This window comes from Clostridium algoriphilum, assembly GCF_020443705.1.
Classification (GTDB): domain Bacteria; phylum Bacillota; class Clostridia; order Clostridiales; family Clostridiaceae; genus Clostridium_AD; species Clostridium_AD algoriphilum.
The window spans coordinates 1-15,404 of the sequence record NZ_JAIZZK010000050.1; the positions used below are offsets into that span (position 1 = coordinate 1).

15 protein-coding genes and 1 other annotated feature are annotated in these 15,404 nt (G+C 34.7%); all 15 genes read left to right on the forward strand.

The genetic code is table 11. From position 1 onward, the window contains the following. Window positions 1-115 (forward strand): EF-Tu C-terminal domain-related protein (locus tag LGK95_RS20175; RefSeq protein ID WP_449727682.1); only part of this gene is annotated, 115 nt, incomplete at its 5' end. A 204-nt stretch (window positions 116-319) separates the two neighbouring features. Beyond that, the gene (gene rpmG / locus LGK95_RS20180; RefSeq protein WP_125002828.1) at window positions 320-469 is read left to right on the forward strand and encodes a 50S ribosomal protein L33; all 150 of its coding nucleotides are present in this window, start codon (window positions 320-322) and stop codon (window positions 467-469) included. A gap of 36 nt (window positions 470-505) precedes the next feature. Continuing rightward, a complete protein-coding gene (secE, locus tag LGK95_RS20185) occupies window positions 506-727 on the forward strand; it encodes a preprotein translocase subunit SecE (protein WP_226126712.1) in 222 nt (73 codons plus the stop codon). 48 nt (window positions 728-775) lie between these two features. After that, complete coding sequence (gene nusG, locus LGK95_RS20190) at window positions 776-1,297, forward strand: transcription termination/antitermination protein NusG (protein WP_226126713.1); 522 nt, start codon at window positions 776-778, stop codon at window positions 1,295-1,297. Between the two features lie 71 nt (window positions 1,298-1,368). Beyond that, the gene (gene rplK / locus LGK95_RS20195) at window positions 1,369-1,794 is read left to right on the forward strand and encodes a 50S ribosomal protein L11 (protein ID WP_226126714.1); all 426 of its coding nucleotides are present in this window, start codon (window positions 1,369-1,371) and stop codon (window positions 1,792-1,794) included. A gap of 58 nt (window positions 1,795-1,852) precedes the next feature. Then, window positions 1,853-2,542, forward strand: coding sequence for a 50S ribosomal protein L1 (gene rplA / locus LGK95_RS20200; RefSeq protein WP_226126715.1), 690 nt, complete (start codon window positions 1,853-1,855; stop codon window positions 2,540-2,542). A 37-nt stretch (window positions 2,543-2,579) separates the two neighbouring features. Continuing rightward, window positions 2,580-2,716: a sequence feature (ribosomal protein L10 leader region), on the forward strand. A 34-nt stretch (window positions 2,717-2,750) separates the two neighbouring features. Next, a complete protein-coding gene (rplJ, locus tag LGK95_RS20205) occupies window positions 2,751-3,251 on the forward strand; it encodes a 50S ribosomal protein L10 (protein WP_226126716.1) in 501 nt (166 codons plus the stop codon). A 137-nt stretch (window positions 3,252-3,388) separates the two neighbouring features. Continuing rightward, window positions 3,389-3,748, forward strand: a complete 360-nt coding sequence (gene rplL, locus LGK95_RS20210) for a 50S ribosomal protein L7/L12 (protein ID WP_226126717.1) — start codon at window positions 3,389-3,391, stop codon at window positions 3,746-3,748. A gap of 266 nt (window positions 3,749-4,014) precedes the next feature. Beyond that, a complete protein-coding gene (gene rpoB / locus LGK95_RS20215; RefSeq protein ID WP_226126718.1) occupies window positions 4,015-7,728 on the forward strand; it encodes a DNA-directed RNA polymerase subunit beta in 3,714 nt (1,237 codons plus the stop codon). Window positions 7,729-7,748: 20 nt separating this feature from the next. After that, the gene (gene rpoC, locus LGK95_RS20220; RefSeq protein ID WP_226126719.1) at window positions 7,749-11,282 is read left to right on the forward strand and encodes a DNA-directed RNA polymerase subunit beta'; all 3,534 of its coding nucleotides are present in this window, start codon (window positions 7,749-7,751) and stop codon (window positions 11,280-11,282) included. Window positions 11,283-11,403: 121 nt separating this feature from the next. Continuing rightward, window positions 11,404-11,646 (forward strand): ribosomal L7Ae/L30e/S12e/Gadd45 family protein, encoded by a 243-nt coding sequence (locus LGK95_RS20225; RefSeq protein ID WP_226126720.1) that lies wholly within the window; start codon window positions 11,404-11,406, stop codon window positions 11,644-11,646. 116 nt (window positions 11,647-11,762) lie between these two features. Continuing rightward, a complete protein-coding gene (gene rpsL / locus LGK95_RS20230) occupies window positions 11,763-12,143 on the forward strand; it encodes a 30S ribosomal protein S12 (RefSeq protein ID WP_226126721.1) in 381 nt (126 codons plus the stop codon). A 144-nt stretch (window positions 12,144-12,287) separates the two neighbouring features. Next, on the forward strand, window positions 12,288-12,758 hold the full coding sequence (gene rpsG, locus LGK95_RS20235) for a 30S ribosomal protein S7 (protein ID WP_226126722.1): 471 nt from the start codon (window positions 12,288-12,290) through the stop codon (window positions 12,756-12,758). A 73-nt stretch (window positions 12,759-12,831) separates the two neighbouring features. Beyond that, window positions 12,832-14,895 carry an elongation factor G gene (fusA, locus tag LGK95_RS20240; protein ID WP_226126723.1) on the forward strand — a complete coding sequence of 688 codons (2,064 nt, stop codon included), beginning with the start codon at window positions 12,832-12,834 and terminating at the stop codon, window positions 14,893-14,895. A 45-nt stretch (window positions 14,896-14,940) separates the two neighbouring features. Continuing rightward, window positions 14,941-15,404 (forward strand): GTP-binding protein (locus tag LGK95_RS20245; RefSeq protein WP_226126724.1); only part of this gene is annotated, 464 nt, incomplete at its 3' end.

Consider the following 15,404-nt stretch of genomic DNA (forward strand, 5'->3'; position numbering starts at 1 on the left):
AGACATGAATGTTGAATTAATAACTCAAGTAGCAATGGATGAGGGATTAAGATTTGCAATCAGAGAAGGTGGAAGAACAGTAGGATCAGGAGTTGTTACTTCAATAGTTAAGTAATATAAAGATTAATACAAAATGAATTAATATATACGTCTTTAAGTAGAAAGAGGGATTTTTAATGGGAACACCTTTAACTAATTCATTGACATATGTATTAAGTTGTGATAAATTATTTAAGTAAAACAAAAAATGCTATAGATAGCTTAGCGCTTAATAAGCATGAGCTTTCTTAAATAGATGAGAAACCGGGAGGTGTAGATTGTGAGAGTAAAAGTAACTTTAGCTTGTACTGATTGCAAACAGAGAAATTACAATACAATGAAAAACAAAAAAAATAACCCAGATAGAATTGAAATGAAGAAATACTGTAAGTTCTGCCACAAACATACACTTCATAAAGAAACAAAATAATACAGCATAAAACACGAAATGTAGGATGTGAATAAAATGGCTGTTACTGGGAATGTTACAAAAAAGAAAAAATCTAACCAAAAAGGTATAGTGAAATTTTTCAAGGAACTTAAGTCAGAAGCGAAAAGAATAACTTGGCCTTCAAAGCAAGATGTTAAAAAGGCAACTTACGCAGTGGCAAGTTTTTCTTTCCTTTTTGTAATTTTTGTAGGTTTGCTTGATTATGGTTTTCAGAACCTCTATAAACTAATCTTTTAATAAGGTAAAGGAAGGAGGTAGGGGGCGGAATATTCCAACCCCTGGGCTATGGCAGATAAAGCTAAATGGTACGTTGTACATACATATTCTGGTTATGAGAATAAAGTTAAAGTCAACCTAGAAAAGGCAATTGAAAATAGAAACCTTGAGGAATTCGTACATGATATTCAAGTTCCTATGGAAGAAGTAGTTGAAGTAAAGGATGGAAAACAGAAAATAACTTTAAAAAAAGTATTTCCAGGCTATGTAATGGTTAAAATGCTTATGACAGATGAATCTTGGTATATAGTTAGAAATACAAGAGGTGTTACAGGATTTGTAGGACCGGGTTCTAAACCGGTGGCTCTTACTGAAGACGAAGTTAGAACTATGGGTATTGCAGAAAAAGCTATATCTGTTGACTATGAAATAGGTGAGAACATACAAGTAACATTTGGACCATTAGAAGGATTTGTTGCTTTAATACAAGAAATTCATCCGGAAAAGCAAAAGATTAAGGCACTTATAAACATGTTTGGCAGGGAAACTCCTGTTGAATTAGAATTTAATCAAATTCAAAAATTAGACTAGTTACAAAAAACGTAAGTTTGTAAGTGGGAGGATTTTAAATCCGATTACCACAATATAGGAGGTATATAATCATGGCTAAGAAAATAACAGGAATGATAAAACTTCAACTTCCTGCAGGTAAAGCTACTCCGGCACCACCAGTTGGACCAGCACTTGGACAACACGGTGTTAATATCATGGGATTCTGTAAAGAGTTTAATGCAAAAACTGCTGATCAAGCAGGCATGATAATCCCAGTAGTAATAACAGTATATCAGGATAGATCTTTTAGTTTCATACTAAAAACTCCGCCAGCAGCTATATTATTGAAAAAAGCAGTTGGATTAGAAAGTGGTTCTGGAGTTCCAAATAAAACTAAGATTGCTACAGTATCTAAAGCTAAAGTAAGAGAAATTGCAGAACTTAAGATGCCTGATTTAAATGCAGGATCAATAGAATCTGCTATGAGTATGATAGCTGGTACAGCAAGAAGTATGGGAATAGTTGTAGAAGAATAATTTATAATTAATTACGTGGGAGGTAAAAACCGTTATTACCACGAAGGAGGATACTATTATGGGAAAAAATTATACAGAAAGCGCTAAGCTTATAGATAGAAACGCTTTATATACACCTGCAGAAGCTATGGACCTTGCGGTGAAAACATCTAAGGCTAAATTCGATGAAACTATAGAACTTGCTGTAAGCCTTGGTGTTGATCCAAGACATGCAGACCAACAAGTAAGAGGTGCAGTTGTGCTTCCTCATGGAACAGGTAAAGTAGTTAAAGTATTAGTTTTTGCTAAAGGTGACAAAGCTAAGGAAGCAGAACTAGCAGGAGCAGATTTTGTTGGAACTGATGAATTAGTTGATAAAATTCAAAAGGAAAACTGGTTTGGATTTGATATCGTTGTTGCTACTCCAGACATGATGGGTGTTGTTGGTAAATTAGGTAGAGTGCTTGGACCTAAGGGCTTAATGCCAAATCCAAAGTCAGGAACTGTTACATTTGATGTTACTAGAGCAATAAATGAAATTAAAGCCGGTAAAGTTGAGTATAGAGTTGATAAAACTTCTATAATTCATGTAGCAATTGGAAAAAAATCTTTCGGCGCTGAAAAACTAATCGAAAACTTTCATGCTTTAATGGAAGCGGTAGTTAAAGCTAAACCATCAGCAGCTAAAGGACAATATTTAAAATCAGTATCTGTTTCAGGTACTATGGGACCTGGAATAAAGGTAAACCAAGCTAAAGTGTTAGACTAGTATTGACAAAAAACTTTATGCATGGTATAATGCTTAAAGTAAATTAAATAATATTCCGTAGATAGTAGGTGCGAAAGCGTAAAAGACAACATGCCTACCGAGGATTCCGATAAATGTACTTATGTACAAATATTAGGTCTCTTCGTGTCTGCGGAGAGATTTTAATTTTTTATAAAGCAGTTAAAAACTGTTAGGAGGTGGATACACAGTGTTAAGCAATAATAGACAATTAAAAGAAGTTAAGGTAGCAGAAATTAAAGAAAAATTAGCAAAAGCTCAAGGTGTAGTACTTAGTCAATATCAAGGTCTAAATGTAGAAGAAGATACAGAACTAAGAAAAACCCTTAGAGAAGCTGGAGTAGAATATAAGGTTTATAAAAACACTCTAGTTATTCTAGCAGCTAAGGAGTTAGGAATTGAAGGTATAGTACCACACCTACAAGGATCTATTTCATTAGCTTTTGGATACGAAGACCCAACTGTTGCAGCTAGAGTTTTAAATGAATTTGCAAAAACTCATAAAAAACTAGAGCTTAAAGCAGCAATAATGCAAGGTGATATATTAGATAGTGCTCAAGTTAATGCTCTTGCAGCAATACCACCAAGAGATGTTCTTATTGCAAAATTACTTGGAAGCTTCAAAGCTCCATTATCAAATCTTGCATACTTATTGAACTCAATTAAAGAACAAAAGGAAACAGTAGAATAATATTTTAAATATTATTCTGAGATACATAGCAATTACTGTTAATTGATTCAAACTATGCTTTCAATGAAAGCAATTATACCTTTTGTAAAGGTAAGTAGAAAATATATACATGAAAAAAATTCGGAGGTGCATTTATAATGACAAGAGAAGAAATTATTCAAGCTATAAAAGATATGAGTGTTTTAGAATTAAATGAATTAGTAAAAACTTGCGAAGAGGAATTTGGCGTAAGTGCTTCTGCACCAGTTGCAGCTGCAGGAGCTGCTACAGCTGCTGTTGAAGAAAAAACTGAGTTCGACGTAGTTTTAACAAGCGTTGGCCCTAACAAAATTAAAGTTATTAAAGTTGTTAGAGAATTAACTGGATTAGGATTAAAAGAAGCTAAAGATATAGTTGATGGAGCTCCTAAAACAATAAAAGAAGCTGTAAATAAAGATGATGCTGAAGCAATGAAAGCTAAACTAGAAGAAGTTGGCGGAGTAGCAGAAGTAAAATAATATTATTATAAAACAAGGGGGTACTTTTATATAAGAGTGCCCTTTTTTAAAATGTTGTGTTGACATAGAATTATAACTGTGATAACATAGCGTAATGTAAGAAAATTAGTAATTTAACGTTAAATAATAATGTAATTACTGGTTAATGTGAATTAAATTTACAAAAATGGTTATAATAAAAAGATAAAAGTGTGAATCCAGAAGCATAAGGTCCTAGGGGAAAGTGTGTTTTTGGTTATTTTAGTTTATGCAAGGGGTGAAAGCTGATGGTACATCCTGTCCAATTAGGTAAAAGAACAAGAATGAGTTTTTCGAAAATTGAAGAAGTAACTGATATGCCAAATTTAATTGAGATACAGTTAGACTCTTATGATTGGTTTTTAAAAGAAGGACTTCAAGAGGTTTTTGACGACATAAATCCTATCCAGGATTATACTGGGAATCTTGTTCTAGAGTTTGTAGGATACAAACTTGATATAGAAAACATTAAGTATACTGAAGAACAATGTAAAGAAAGAGATACAACATATGCAGCACCTTTAAAAGTTAAGGTTAGATTGCGTAATAATGAAACTGGGGAAATCAAAGAGCAAGAAGTCTTTATGGGGGACTTCCCACTAATGACACCACAAGGTACATTTGTTATTAATGGAGCAGAAAGAGTTATAGTAAGTCAATTGGTTAGATCACCAGGTGTTTACTACAATTATTCAGTTGATAAGACAGGGAAAAAACTTTACTCGGCTACTGTAATTCCGAACAGAGGAGCATGGCTAGAGTATGAGACGGATTCTAATGATATTGTATATATTAGAATTGACAAGACTAGAAAACTTCCAATAAGTATCTTAGCTAGAGCTATGATGGATAATGGAAGCGATTTAGACCTACATCAATTATTAGGTGATGAGGAAAGATTAAAAGCGACAATTGAGAAAGACAATACAAAAACAAGAGAAGAAGCTTTAATAGAAATATATAAGAGACTAAGACCGGGTGAACCACCAACAGTGGACAGTGCGGTATCCCTTATTGATTCGCTATTCTTTGATGCAAAGAGATATGATTTGTCGAGAGTTGGTAGATACAAGTTTAACAAAAAACTTTCTATTAATCATAGAATTGCAAATCAGATTGCTGCTGAGAACATTGTTAACCCAGCAACTGGAGAAGTAATAGTTGAAAAAGATCAAAAAATTGACAGAGAAACTGCTTTAGAAATTCAAAATCTAGGGATTAATGTAGTAGATCTTCAAGTAGAGGATAAAGTGATAAGAGTTATTGGAAACAATTTCGTTAATATTAATGAGGTAGTTAACTTTGACATCTCAGATCTTAATATCAGAGAAATGGTTCATTATCCAACACTAAGAGAGATATTAGACAATTATACTGATGAAGAATCAATTAAAGAGCAGATAAAATTGAATAAAACTAGATTGATACCAAAACATATAATTAAAGATGATATGTATGCTACAGTGAGCTACGAGTTAGGACTAACTTACGATATCGGTTATATTGATGATATTGATCATTTAGGAAATAGAAGAATTAGATCTGTAGGGGAATTGTTACAGAACCAGTTTAGAATAGGCTTGTCTAGAATGGAAAGGGTTGTTAAAGAAAGAATGACAATTCAAGACCAGGAAGGAATAACACCACAAGCGCTTATAAACATAAGGCCAGTAGCAGCAGCAATAAAAGAGTTTTTTGGAAGTTCCCAACTATCTCAATTCATGGATCAAACAAATCCATTGTCAGAACTTACAAATAAAAGAAGATTATCAGCATTAGGACCAGGCGGACTATCTAGGGAGAGAGCTGGGTTTGAGGTTAGAGACGTTCATTACTCACATTATGGTAGAATGTGTCCGATAGAAACACCAGAAGGACCCAACATAGGACTTATTAATTCCCTTGCAAGTTACGCTAAAGTAAACGAATATGGGTTTATTGAAACACCATATAGAGTAATAGATAAGAAAACATCAGTAGTTTCAGATAAAATTTTTTATATGACTGCAGATGAAGAAGATGCATATTTAGTGGCTCAGGCAAGTGAACCAATTAGTGAAGATGGTACTTTTGTAGATAAAAAAATAACGGTAAGAGCTAAACAAGAAGTACTTGTTGTTCCAAAAGAAGATGTAGATCTTATGGATATATCACCAAGGCAGATAGTTTCTGTTGCGACAGCTATGATTCCGTTCCTTGAAAATGATGATGCAAGTAGAGCACTTATGGGTTCTAACATGCAACGTCAAGCAGTACCACTACTTAAATCACAATCCCCAATTGTAGCCACGGGAATAGAATACAGAGCTGCAGTAGATTCTGGTGTTCTTCCGAAAGCTAGAAATGCAGGTGTGGTTGAGTATGTAAGTGCTAACGAAATTAAGGTGAGAAGAGATTCAGATAGTGGATTAGATGTTTACAAAATACTTAAGTTTAAAAGATCCAATCAAGGTACTTGTATAAATCAGAGACCTATAGTTAACAAAGGCGAAAGAGTTGAAGTAAGTACTGTTTTAGCAGATGGTCCTTCAACAGATCTTGGAGAGATAGCTTTAGGTAAGAATATCCGTATTGGGTTTGTAACTTGGGAAGGTTATAACTATGAGGATGCAATGTTAATATCTGAAGAACTTGTTCGAGATGATATATTTACTTCTGTTCATATTGAAGAGTATGAATCTGAAGCAAGAGATACTAAGCTTGGACCTGAAGAAATAACTAGAGACATTCCTAACGTTGGAGAAGATGCACTTAAGGACATTGATGAAGGTGGAATAATAAGAATAGGTGCTGAGATAAGGTCTGGAGATATCCTAGTGGGAAAAGTAACCCCTAAGGGAGAAACAGAACTTACCGCAGAGGAAAGATTATTAAGAGCTATATTTGGAGAAAAAGCAAGAGAAGTTAGAGATACTTCACTTAGAGTGCCACATGGCGAAGCTGGAATAATAGTTGATGTTAAAGTCTTCACTAGGGAAAATGGTGACGAACTTCCACCAGGTGTAAATGAACTAGTTAGATGTTATATAGCTCAAAAGAGAAAGATATCTGTAGGCGATAAAATGGCAGGAAGACATGGTAATAAGGGAGTTATATCTAGAGTATTACCAGTAGAAGATATGCCATTTTTACCCGATGGAAGACCACTCCAAATTTGTTTGAATCCACTAGGAGTTCCTTCTCGTATGAACATAGGTCAGGTATTAGAGGTCCATTTAGGATGGGCAGCTAGTGAATTGGGTTGGCATATTGCAACACCAGTATTTGATGGTGCGCTTGAGGAAGAAATAGAAGCGTGTTTAATAAAAGCTGGTTATGATGCAGATGGTAAAACCGATTTATATGATGGAAGAACAGGAGAAGCATTAGACAGCAGAGTTACTGTTGGATATATGTACATCTTAAAGTTACATCATTTGGTAGACGATAAAATACATGCTAGATCCACAGGACCATATTCTCTAGTAACTCAGCAACCATTGGGTGGTAAAGCTCAATTTGGTGGCCAAAGATTCGGAGAAATGGAAGTTTGGGCACTAGAAGCTTATGGTTCAGCTCATACATTACAAGAAATTTTAACAGTTAAATCAGATGATGTTGTAGGTAGAGTTAAAACGTATGAAGCGATTGTAAAAGGTGAGAATATTCCAGAACCAGGTGTGCCTGAATCCTTCAAAGTTCTTATAAAGGAATTACAAGCGTTATGCCTTAATGTTAAGGTTCTTACTGATGAAATGGAAGAAATCAAAATAAAAGAATCAGTAGATGATGAAATGGAAGAATTGAACTTGAATGTTAATATAGAAGGTTCAGAAGATGTAGTTCCTGAATCACCTACTGAGGAGTATGTTGAACTTATCGATGAAGATGAAGAAGTAGATGTTGAAATAAATTATGATGAAGTACCGTTAGAAGACTTCGGTGAAGATTTAGAACTGAATGATTTTAATGATGAACATTAATATGAAGGGAGGCTGTACCCTTGTTTGAATTTAATAATTTTGATGCTATTCAAATAGGATTGGCATCACCGGAACAAATCAGAGAATGGTCAAAAGGTGAAGTAAAAAAACCTGAGACTATAAACTATAGAACTTTAAAACCTGAAAGAGATGGGTTGTTTTGTGAAAGAATATTTGGCCCAATCAAAGACTGGGAATGCCATTGTGGAAAATACAAGAGAGTACGATATAAGGGAATAGTTTGTGATAGATGTGGTGTTGAAGTTACCAAATCTAAAGTAAGACGTGAAAGAATGGGGCATATAGAACTTGCTGCCCCAGTATCTCACATTTGGTATTTTAAAGGAATACCATCTCGTATGGGACTTATTTTAGATATGTCACCTAGATCTCTAGAAAAAATTCTATATTTTGCTTCTTATGTAGTACTAGATCCAAAAGAAACATCATTACTAAGAAAACAAATTCTTAGTGAAAAAGAATATAGAGAAGCTATTGATAAATTTGGAAATGATAGTTTTGTAGCTGGCATGGGTGCAGAATCTGTGAAAGTACTTCTACAGGGTATAAACTTAGAAGAACTATCTAAAGAATTAAAAGAAGATTTAAAAACAAGTACAGGACAAAAAAGAATTAGAAGTATAAGAAGACTGGATGTATCAGAGTCATTTAGAAAATCTAAAAACAAACCAGAATGGATCATAATTGATGTAATACCAGTAATTCCACCTGATTTAAGACCAATGGTTCAATTAGATGGAGGAAGATTTGCTACTTCTGATTTGAATGATTTATATAGAAGAGTAATAAACAGAAACAATAGGTTGAAAAAGCTTCTAGATTTAGGAGCTCCAGATATAATTGTTAGAAATGAAAAAAGAATGCTTCAAGAAGCTGTAGATGCTTTAATTGATAACGGAAGACGTGGAAGGCCAGTTACAGGACCAGGGAATAGACCTTTGAAATCTTTATCTGACATGTTAAAAGGTAAACAAGGTAGATTTAGACAAAATTTACTTGGAAAACGTGTTGATTATTCAGGCCGTTCGGTTATAGTTGTTGGACCAGAACTTCAAATGTATCAATGTGGTCTTCCAAAGGAAATGGCTTTAGAATTATTTAAGCCTTTTGTGATGAAGAAACTAGTTGGTAGTGGAGTAGCTCATAATATTAAGAGTGCTAAGAGAATGGTCGAGAGGGTTATGCCTCAAGTATGGGATGTTCTTGAAGAAGTAATAGCCGATCATCCGGTATTACTAAATCGTGCACCTACACTTCATAGACTAGGAATTCAAGCTTTCCAACCTATACTTGTAGAAGGTAGAGCAATTAAACTTCATCCACTTGTATGTACAGCATATAATGCTGATTTTGATGGTGACCAAATGGCAGTTCATGTACCTTTATCGGTTGAAGCTCAAGCTGAAGCAAGGTTCTTAATGCTTGCGGCTCATAACATTATGAAACCATCAGATGGTAAGCCAGTTTGTGTGCCTACTCAAGATATGGTTTTAGGTGCTTACTATTTGACTATCGATAAAGATGGTGCTAAAGGTGAGGGAAGATCATTCTCATCACCAGATGAAGTTATAATGGCTTATGGAGTAAAAGACATTGATATTCATGCAAAGATTAAAGTTAAGTTGTTCGGAGTAGTTAATGGTGTTAGTATATCTGCAATTATAGAAACTACACCAGGAAAATTAATCTTTAATGAAACAATACCTCAGGATTTAGGATTTATTGACAGGAGTATTCCTGGAAATGAATTAAAGTTCGAAATAGACTTCTTAGTAAGCAAGAAAAATCTTGGTAGTATTATTGATAAATGCTACTTGAAATATGGTCCTTCAGAAACTTCTAAGATGTTAGATAAAATAAAGGCTAAAGGATATCATTATTCAACAATTGGAGCAATTACGGTTGCGACTTCTGACATGGTGGTTCCTGAAGCTAAAAAGGCATTGTTAAAAGATGCTGATGAGACTGTCAATAAGATAGAGAAGATGTATAGACGTGGATTTATATCTGAGGAAGAAAGATACCAAAGAGTAATAGAAAAATGGACTAAGACAACAGAAGATGTAGCAAATGCACTAATGGATAGTTTGGATAAATTTAATCCAATATTTATGATGGCGGATTCTGGTGCCAGAGGGTCTAGGAGTCAGATAAAACAACTAGCAGGAATGAGAGGCCTTATGGCTAATCCATCCGGTAAAATAATCGAGTTACCTATTAGATCATCTTTTAGAGATGGACTAGATGTACTAGAGTATTTTATATCAACACATGGTGCTAGAAAAGGTAATGCAGATACGGCCCTTAAAACAGCCGATTCTGGATACTTAACAAGAAGACTTGTTGATGTATGTCAAGATGTTATAGTACGTCATGAAGATTGTGGAACAAACGAAGGTTTTGAAGTTTCAGAAATTTGTGATGGAAGTGAAGTAATTGAGCAGTTAGTTGAAAGATTAACTGGGAGATATACAGCCGAAGATGTTATTCATCCAAAGACAGGCAAGGTAATAGTTCCTAAGGGTGAATATATAGATATACACTTAGCAGAAGAAGTTCAAAATTCTGGCGTAAAAAAAGTTATGATTAGATCGGTATTTACGTGTAAAGCTAAAATTGGAGTTTGCGCAAAATGTTACGGCATGAACATGGCAACATCTCAAAAAATTAATATTGGAGAAGCAGTTGGAATAATTGCAGCTCAATCTATAGGTGAACCAGGAACGCAACTTACAATGAGAACATTCCATACTGGTGGAGTAGCAGGATCAGATATAACTCAGGGTCTTCCAAGAGTCGAGGAGTTATTTGAAGCTAGAAAGCCAAAGGGACTCGCAATAGTAAGTGATGTATGTGGTACTGTTAAAATGGAAGATACTAAGAAAAAGAGAGTTGTTTTTGTAAACGGTGATGCAGGAGAAGAATTAAGTTATGATATACCATTCGGATCAAGATTAAAAGTTGCAAATGGTGATAGAATTGAAGCTGGAGATGAGATAATTGAGGGTTCAGTTAATCCACATGATATCTTAAGAATCAAAGGCGTTAATGGAGTTAAAAATTATTTATCATCAGAAGTACAAAAAGTTTACAGACTTCAAGGTGTTGATATCAATGATAAGCATCTAGAGGTTGTTGTAAGGCAGATGACAAGAAAAGTAAAAATTGAGGAATCTGGAGATACTGAGCTACTTCCAGGAAACTTAGTAGATATATTTGCTTTTGAAGATGCTAATGCAAAAATTGAATCTGAAGGTGGCGTACCTGCTGTTGGAAAGATTTCATTGCTAGGTATAACAAAAGCCGCACTTGCAACAGAGTCGTTCTTGTCAGCAGCATCTTTCCAAGAAACAACAAGAGTTCTTACTGATGCAGCTATTAAAGGGAAAATTGATCCATTGCTTGGATTAAAGGAAAATGTAATTATTGGTAAGCTAATACCTGCGGGTACTGGTATGACAAGATATAGAACTATAAAGATTAATACTGAAGATGATGAGAAGTTAGAAATTGAAAATGATTTAGAAGTATAAGTTGTAACTAGTTGACAGGGTGATACTAAAATGATAAAATACACCTTGTGTGTGATTTAAATCGAGTAGATGTATCTTAGCTTGGTATATCCTTTGATTGTAATTATGAAGGGAGTTAGAAATGGTAGGTAAAATTGTAGGTCAGAAGGTCGTTGGAATTAAACAAACCCTAAAAGCGTTAAAGAATAGTCAGGGTAAGGTTTTATATATAGCCAAAGATGCTGATAGTGGTATTACTGATCCTATTCTAAAACTAGCGAAAGTTAATTCCCTGCAAATAATATTTGTAGACACGATGAAAGAACTAGGTAATCTTTGTGATATAGATGTTGCGTCAGCAACAGCATTACTTCTTGAAGATTAAATTAATGCTAGCAACTAAATAATATAGATATATCCATGCGGTAACATAGCTATTTAGTTATGTTACGACGCATTGATATAAATAAAATCAGCTTATAGAAATGGGGAGGTGAAATCATGCCAACTATTAATCAATTAGTAAGAAAAGGCAGAAAGACATTAATTACAAAATCTGCTGCACCAGCATTAAAAGATTGTCCACAAAAAAGAGGTGTTTGTACAGTAGTTAAAACAACAACTCCTAAAAAGCCAAACTCAGCATTAAGAAAAGTAGCAAGAGTTAGACTTACAAACGGATATGAAGTTACTGCTTATATACCAGGTGTAGGCCACAATTTACAAGAACATAGTGTTGTTCTTATAAGAGGTGGAAAAGTTAAAGATTTACCAGGAGTTAGATATCACATCATCAGAGGAACATTAGATTCAGCTGGAGTTGCGGGCAGACTACAAAGTAGATCTAAATATGGTACTAAGAGACCAAAGCAAAAAAAATAATGCTTTGAATTAAGGTACAATGTCTTCAGCATTTATATATATGATAAGTTTATATTTACATACATTTGCAGGAGTACAGAGTGCTTTGCGATAGAAATATCGAGTACCTATGAGTTAATTAAAATTGTTAAGGAGGGAAGTAAAGTGCCGAGAAAAGGATATATTGCAAAAAGAGATGTATTACCAGATCCAATGTACAACAGCAAAGTCGTTACAAAGTTAATAAACAATGTAATGGAAGATGGGAAAAGAGGAGTAGCACAAAAAATATGCTATGAAGCTTTTGACATAATCAAAGAAAAGACAGGTAAAGAACCTTTAGAGGTTTTTGAAGAAGCATTAAATAATGTTATGCCATTACTTGAAGTAAAAGCTAGAAGAATAGGTGGAGCTAATTATCAAGTGCCTATCGAAGTTAGACCTGAGAGAAGACAAACATTAGGATTAAGATGGTTGCTTATTGCTGCAGATAAAAGAGGAGAGAAGTATGCAAGAGAAAAACTTGCTAACGAATTACTCGAAGCTGCAAACAATACTGGAGCAGCAGTAAAGAAAAGAGAAGATATTCATAAAATGGCTGAAGCTAACAAGGCTTTTGCACATTACAGGTATTAATATCAAAACTGTTTTGGCTTTGCCAAGACAGTTTTGTCAAATTTATAATCACTCGTGAGGGGAGGAACAAATAGTGGATAGACAATATTCTTTAGATAAATTCCGTAACATAGGTATAATGGCGCATATTGATGCTGGTAAAACAACAACAACTGAACGTATATTATTCTATACAGGAAAAACGCACAAGATTGGTGAGGTTCATGATGGTGGAGCTACCATGGACTGGATGGTACAAGAACAAGAAAGAGGTATTACAATAACATCTGCGGCTACAACATGCTTCTGGAAGGGTTATAATATAAATATTATTGATACACCAGGACACGTGGATTTCACAGTTGAAGTTGAAAGATCATTAAGAGTTCTTGATGGTGCAGTTTCTGTATTCTGTGCAAAAGGTGGGGTTGAACCACAATCTGAAACAGTGTGGAGACAAGCCACTAAGTATAATGTTCCAAGAATGGCGTATGTTAATAAAATGGATATAATGGGTGCTGATTTTTATAGAGTTGTTGATATGATGAGGGAAAGACTTCATGCTAATGCAGTTCCAATACAGCTACCAATAGGAAAAGAAGAAGGGTTCCTCGGAATTGTAGATTTAATTAGAAACATTGCAGAAGTCTACAAGGATGATTTAGGAACACAAATAGAAGAAATAGAAATTCCAGAAGATATGAAAGAGATATCAGAAGAATACAGAGCAGCTATGGTTGAAGCAATAGCTGAGCTAGATGAAGATCTTATGATGAAATATCTCGATGGTGAAGAAATAAGTGAAGAAGAATTAAAAGCAGCATTAAGAAAAGGTGTAATTGCTAATGAAATAGTACCTGTAATCTGTGGTTCTTCATATAAAAATAAAGGTGTTCAAATGATGATAGATGCGGTTATAGATTATATGCCGTCACCACTTGATATACCAGCTATCAAAGGACAAGATGTTGATTCTGGGGAACCAATGGAAAGATATCCAAGCGATGATCAACCAATGGCAGCCTTAGCATTCAAAATTGCTACAGATCCTTTTGTTGGTAGACTTTGTTTTGCAAGAGTGTACTCGGGCGTAATGAAAACTGGTACATATGTATTAAACGCTAACAAAGGTAAAAAAGAGAGAGTTGGTAGACTAGTTAAAATGCATGCGAATCACAGAGAAGAAGTTGATGAATTACGTGCAGGAGAATTAGGTGCAGTAATTGGACTTAAGAATACAACTACTGGAGAAACTTTATGTGATGAAGATCATCCAATATTGTTTGAGACAATGGTATTCCCAGATCCGGTTATTCATGTAGCTATTGAACCAAAAACAAAAGCTGGTCAAGAAAGAATGGGTATGTCACTTGCAAAGCTTTCAGAAGAGGATCCAACTTTCCAAACGCATACTGATCAAGAAACTGGTCAAACAATAATTGGTGGTATGGGTGAACTTCATTTAGAAATCATTGTTGATAGACTTCAAAGAGAATTTAAAGTTGAATGTAATGTAGGTAAGCCACAAGTTGCATACAAAGAAACAATAAGAAAGCAAGTTAAAGCAGAAGGTAAATACATTAAACAATCAGGTGGTCGTGGACAATACGGTCATTGTTGGATAGAGTTAATACCAACTACTGAACCTTATTCGTTTGAAAATTGTACTGTGGGTGGATCTATTCCAAAAGAATTTATAGGACCAATAGAAAACGGAATTAAAGAAGCATCAAAAAGTGGTATTCTTGGTGGATATCCAGTTCTTAACTTTAAGGTTAAAGTTGTTGATGGATCGTACCATGATGTTGACTCAAACGAAATGGCATTTAAGGTTGCTGGTTCTATGGCTTTCAAGAATGGTATGGCAAAAGCAGAACCAGTATTGCTTGAACCAATAATGAAAGTTGAAGTAACAGTTCCAGAAGAGTACATGGGAGACGTTATGGGAGACATTAATTCAAGAAGAGGTAGAATTGAAGGAATGGAAGCTCAATCAGGTGCTCAAATAATTAGAGCAATGGTTCCATTATCAGAGATGTTTGGTTATTCTACAACACTTAGATCAAGAACTCAAGGTAGAGGAGTATACAGTATGGAATTCGCTGCATATGAACCAGTACCTAAGAGTATTCAAGAACAAGTTATAGGAGCTAAATAATAGTTAATATATAAGATAATATGTAAATATAAGGAGGAATACAAAATGGCAAAGGCAAAGTTTGAAAGAACTAAACCACATGTAAACATAGGAACAATAGGGCACGTAGATCACGGCAAGACTACATTAACAGCTGCAATAACAGCAGTGCTTGCAACTAAAGGCTTAGCACAAGCATCTAGGTTTGACCAAATTGATAAAGCACCAGAGGAAAGAGAAAGAGGAATCACAATTAACACTGCACATGTTGAGTATGAAACAGAAAACAGACATTATGCACATGTTGATTGCCCAGGACATGCGGATTATGTAAAGAACATGATCACAGGAGCAGCACAAATGGATGGAGCAATCCTAGTAGTTAGTGCAGCAGATGGTCCAATGCCTCAAACAAGAGAGCATATACTATTAGCAAGCAGAGTTGGAGTAGGTTATATTGTAGTATTCTTAAACAAAGCAGATATGGTAGATGATCCAGAGTTATTAGAACTTGTTGAAATGGAAGTAAG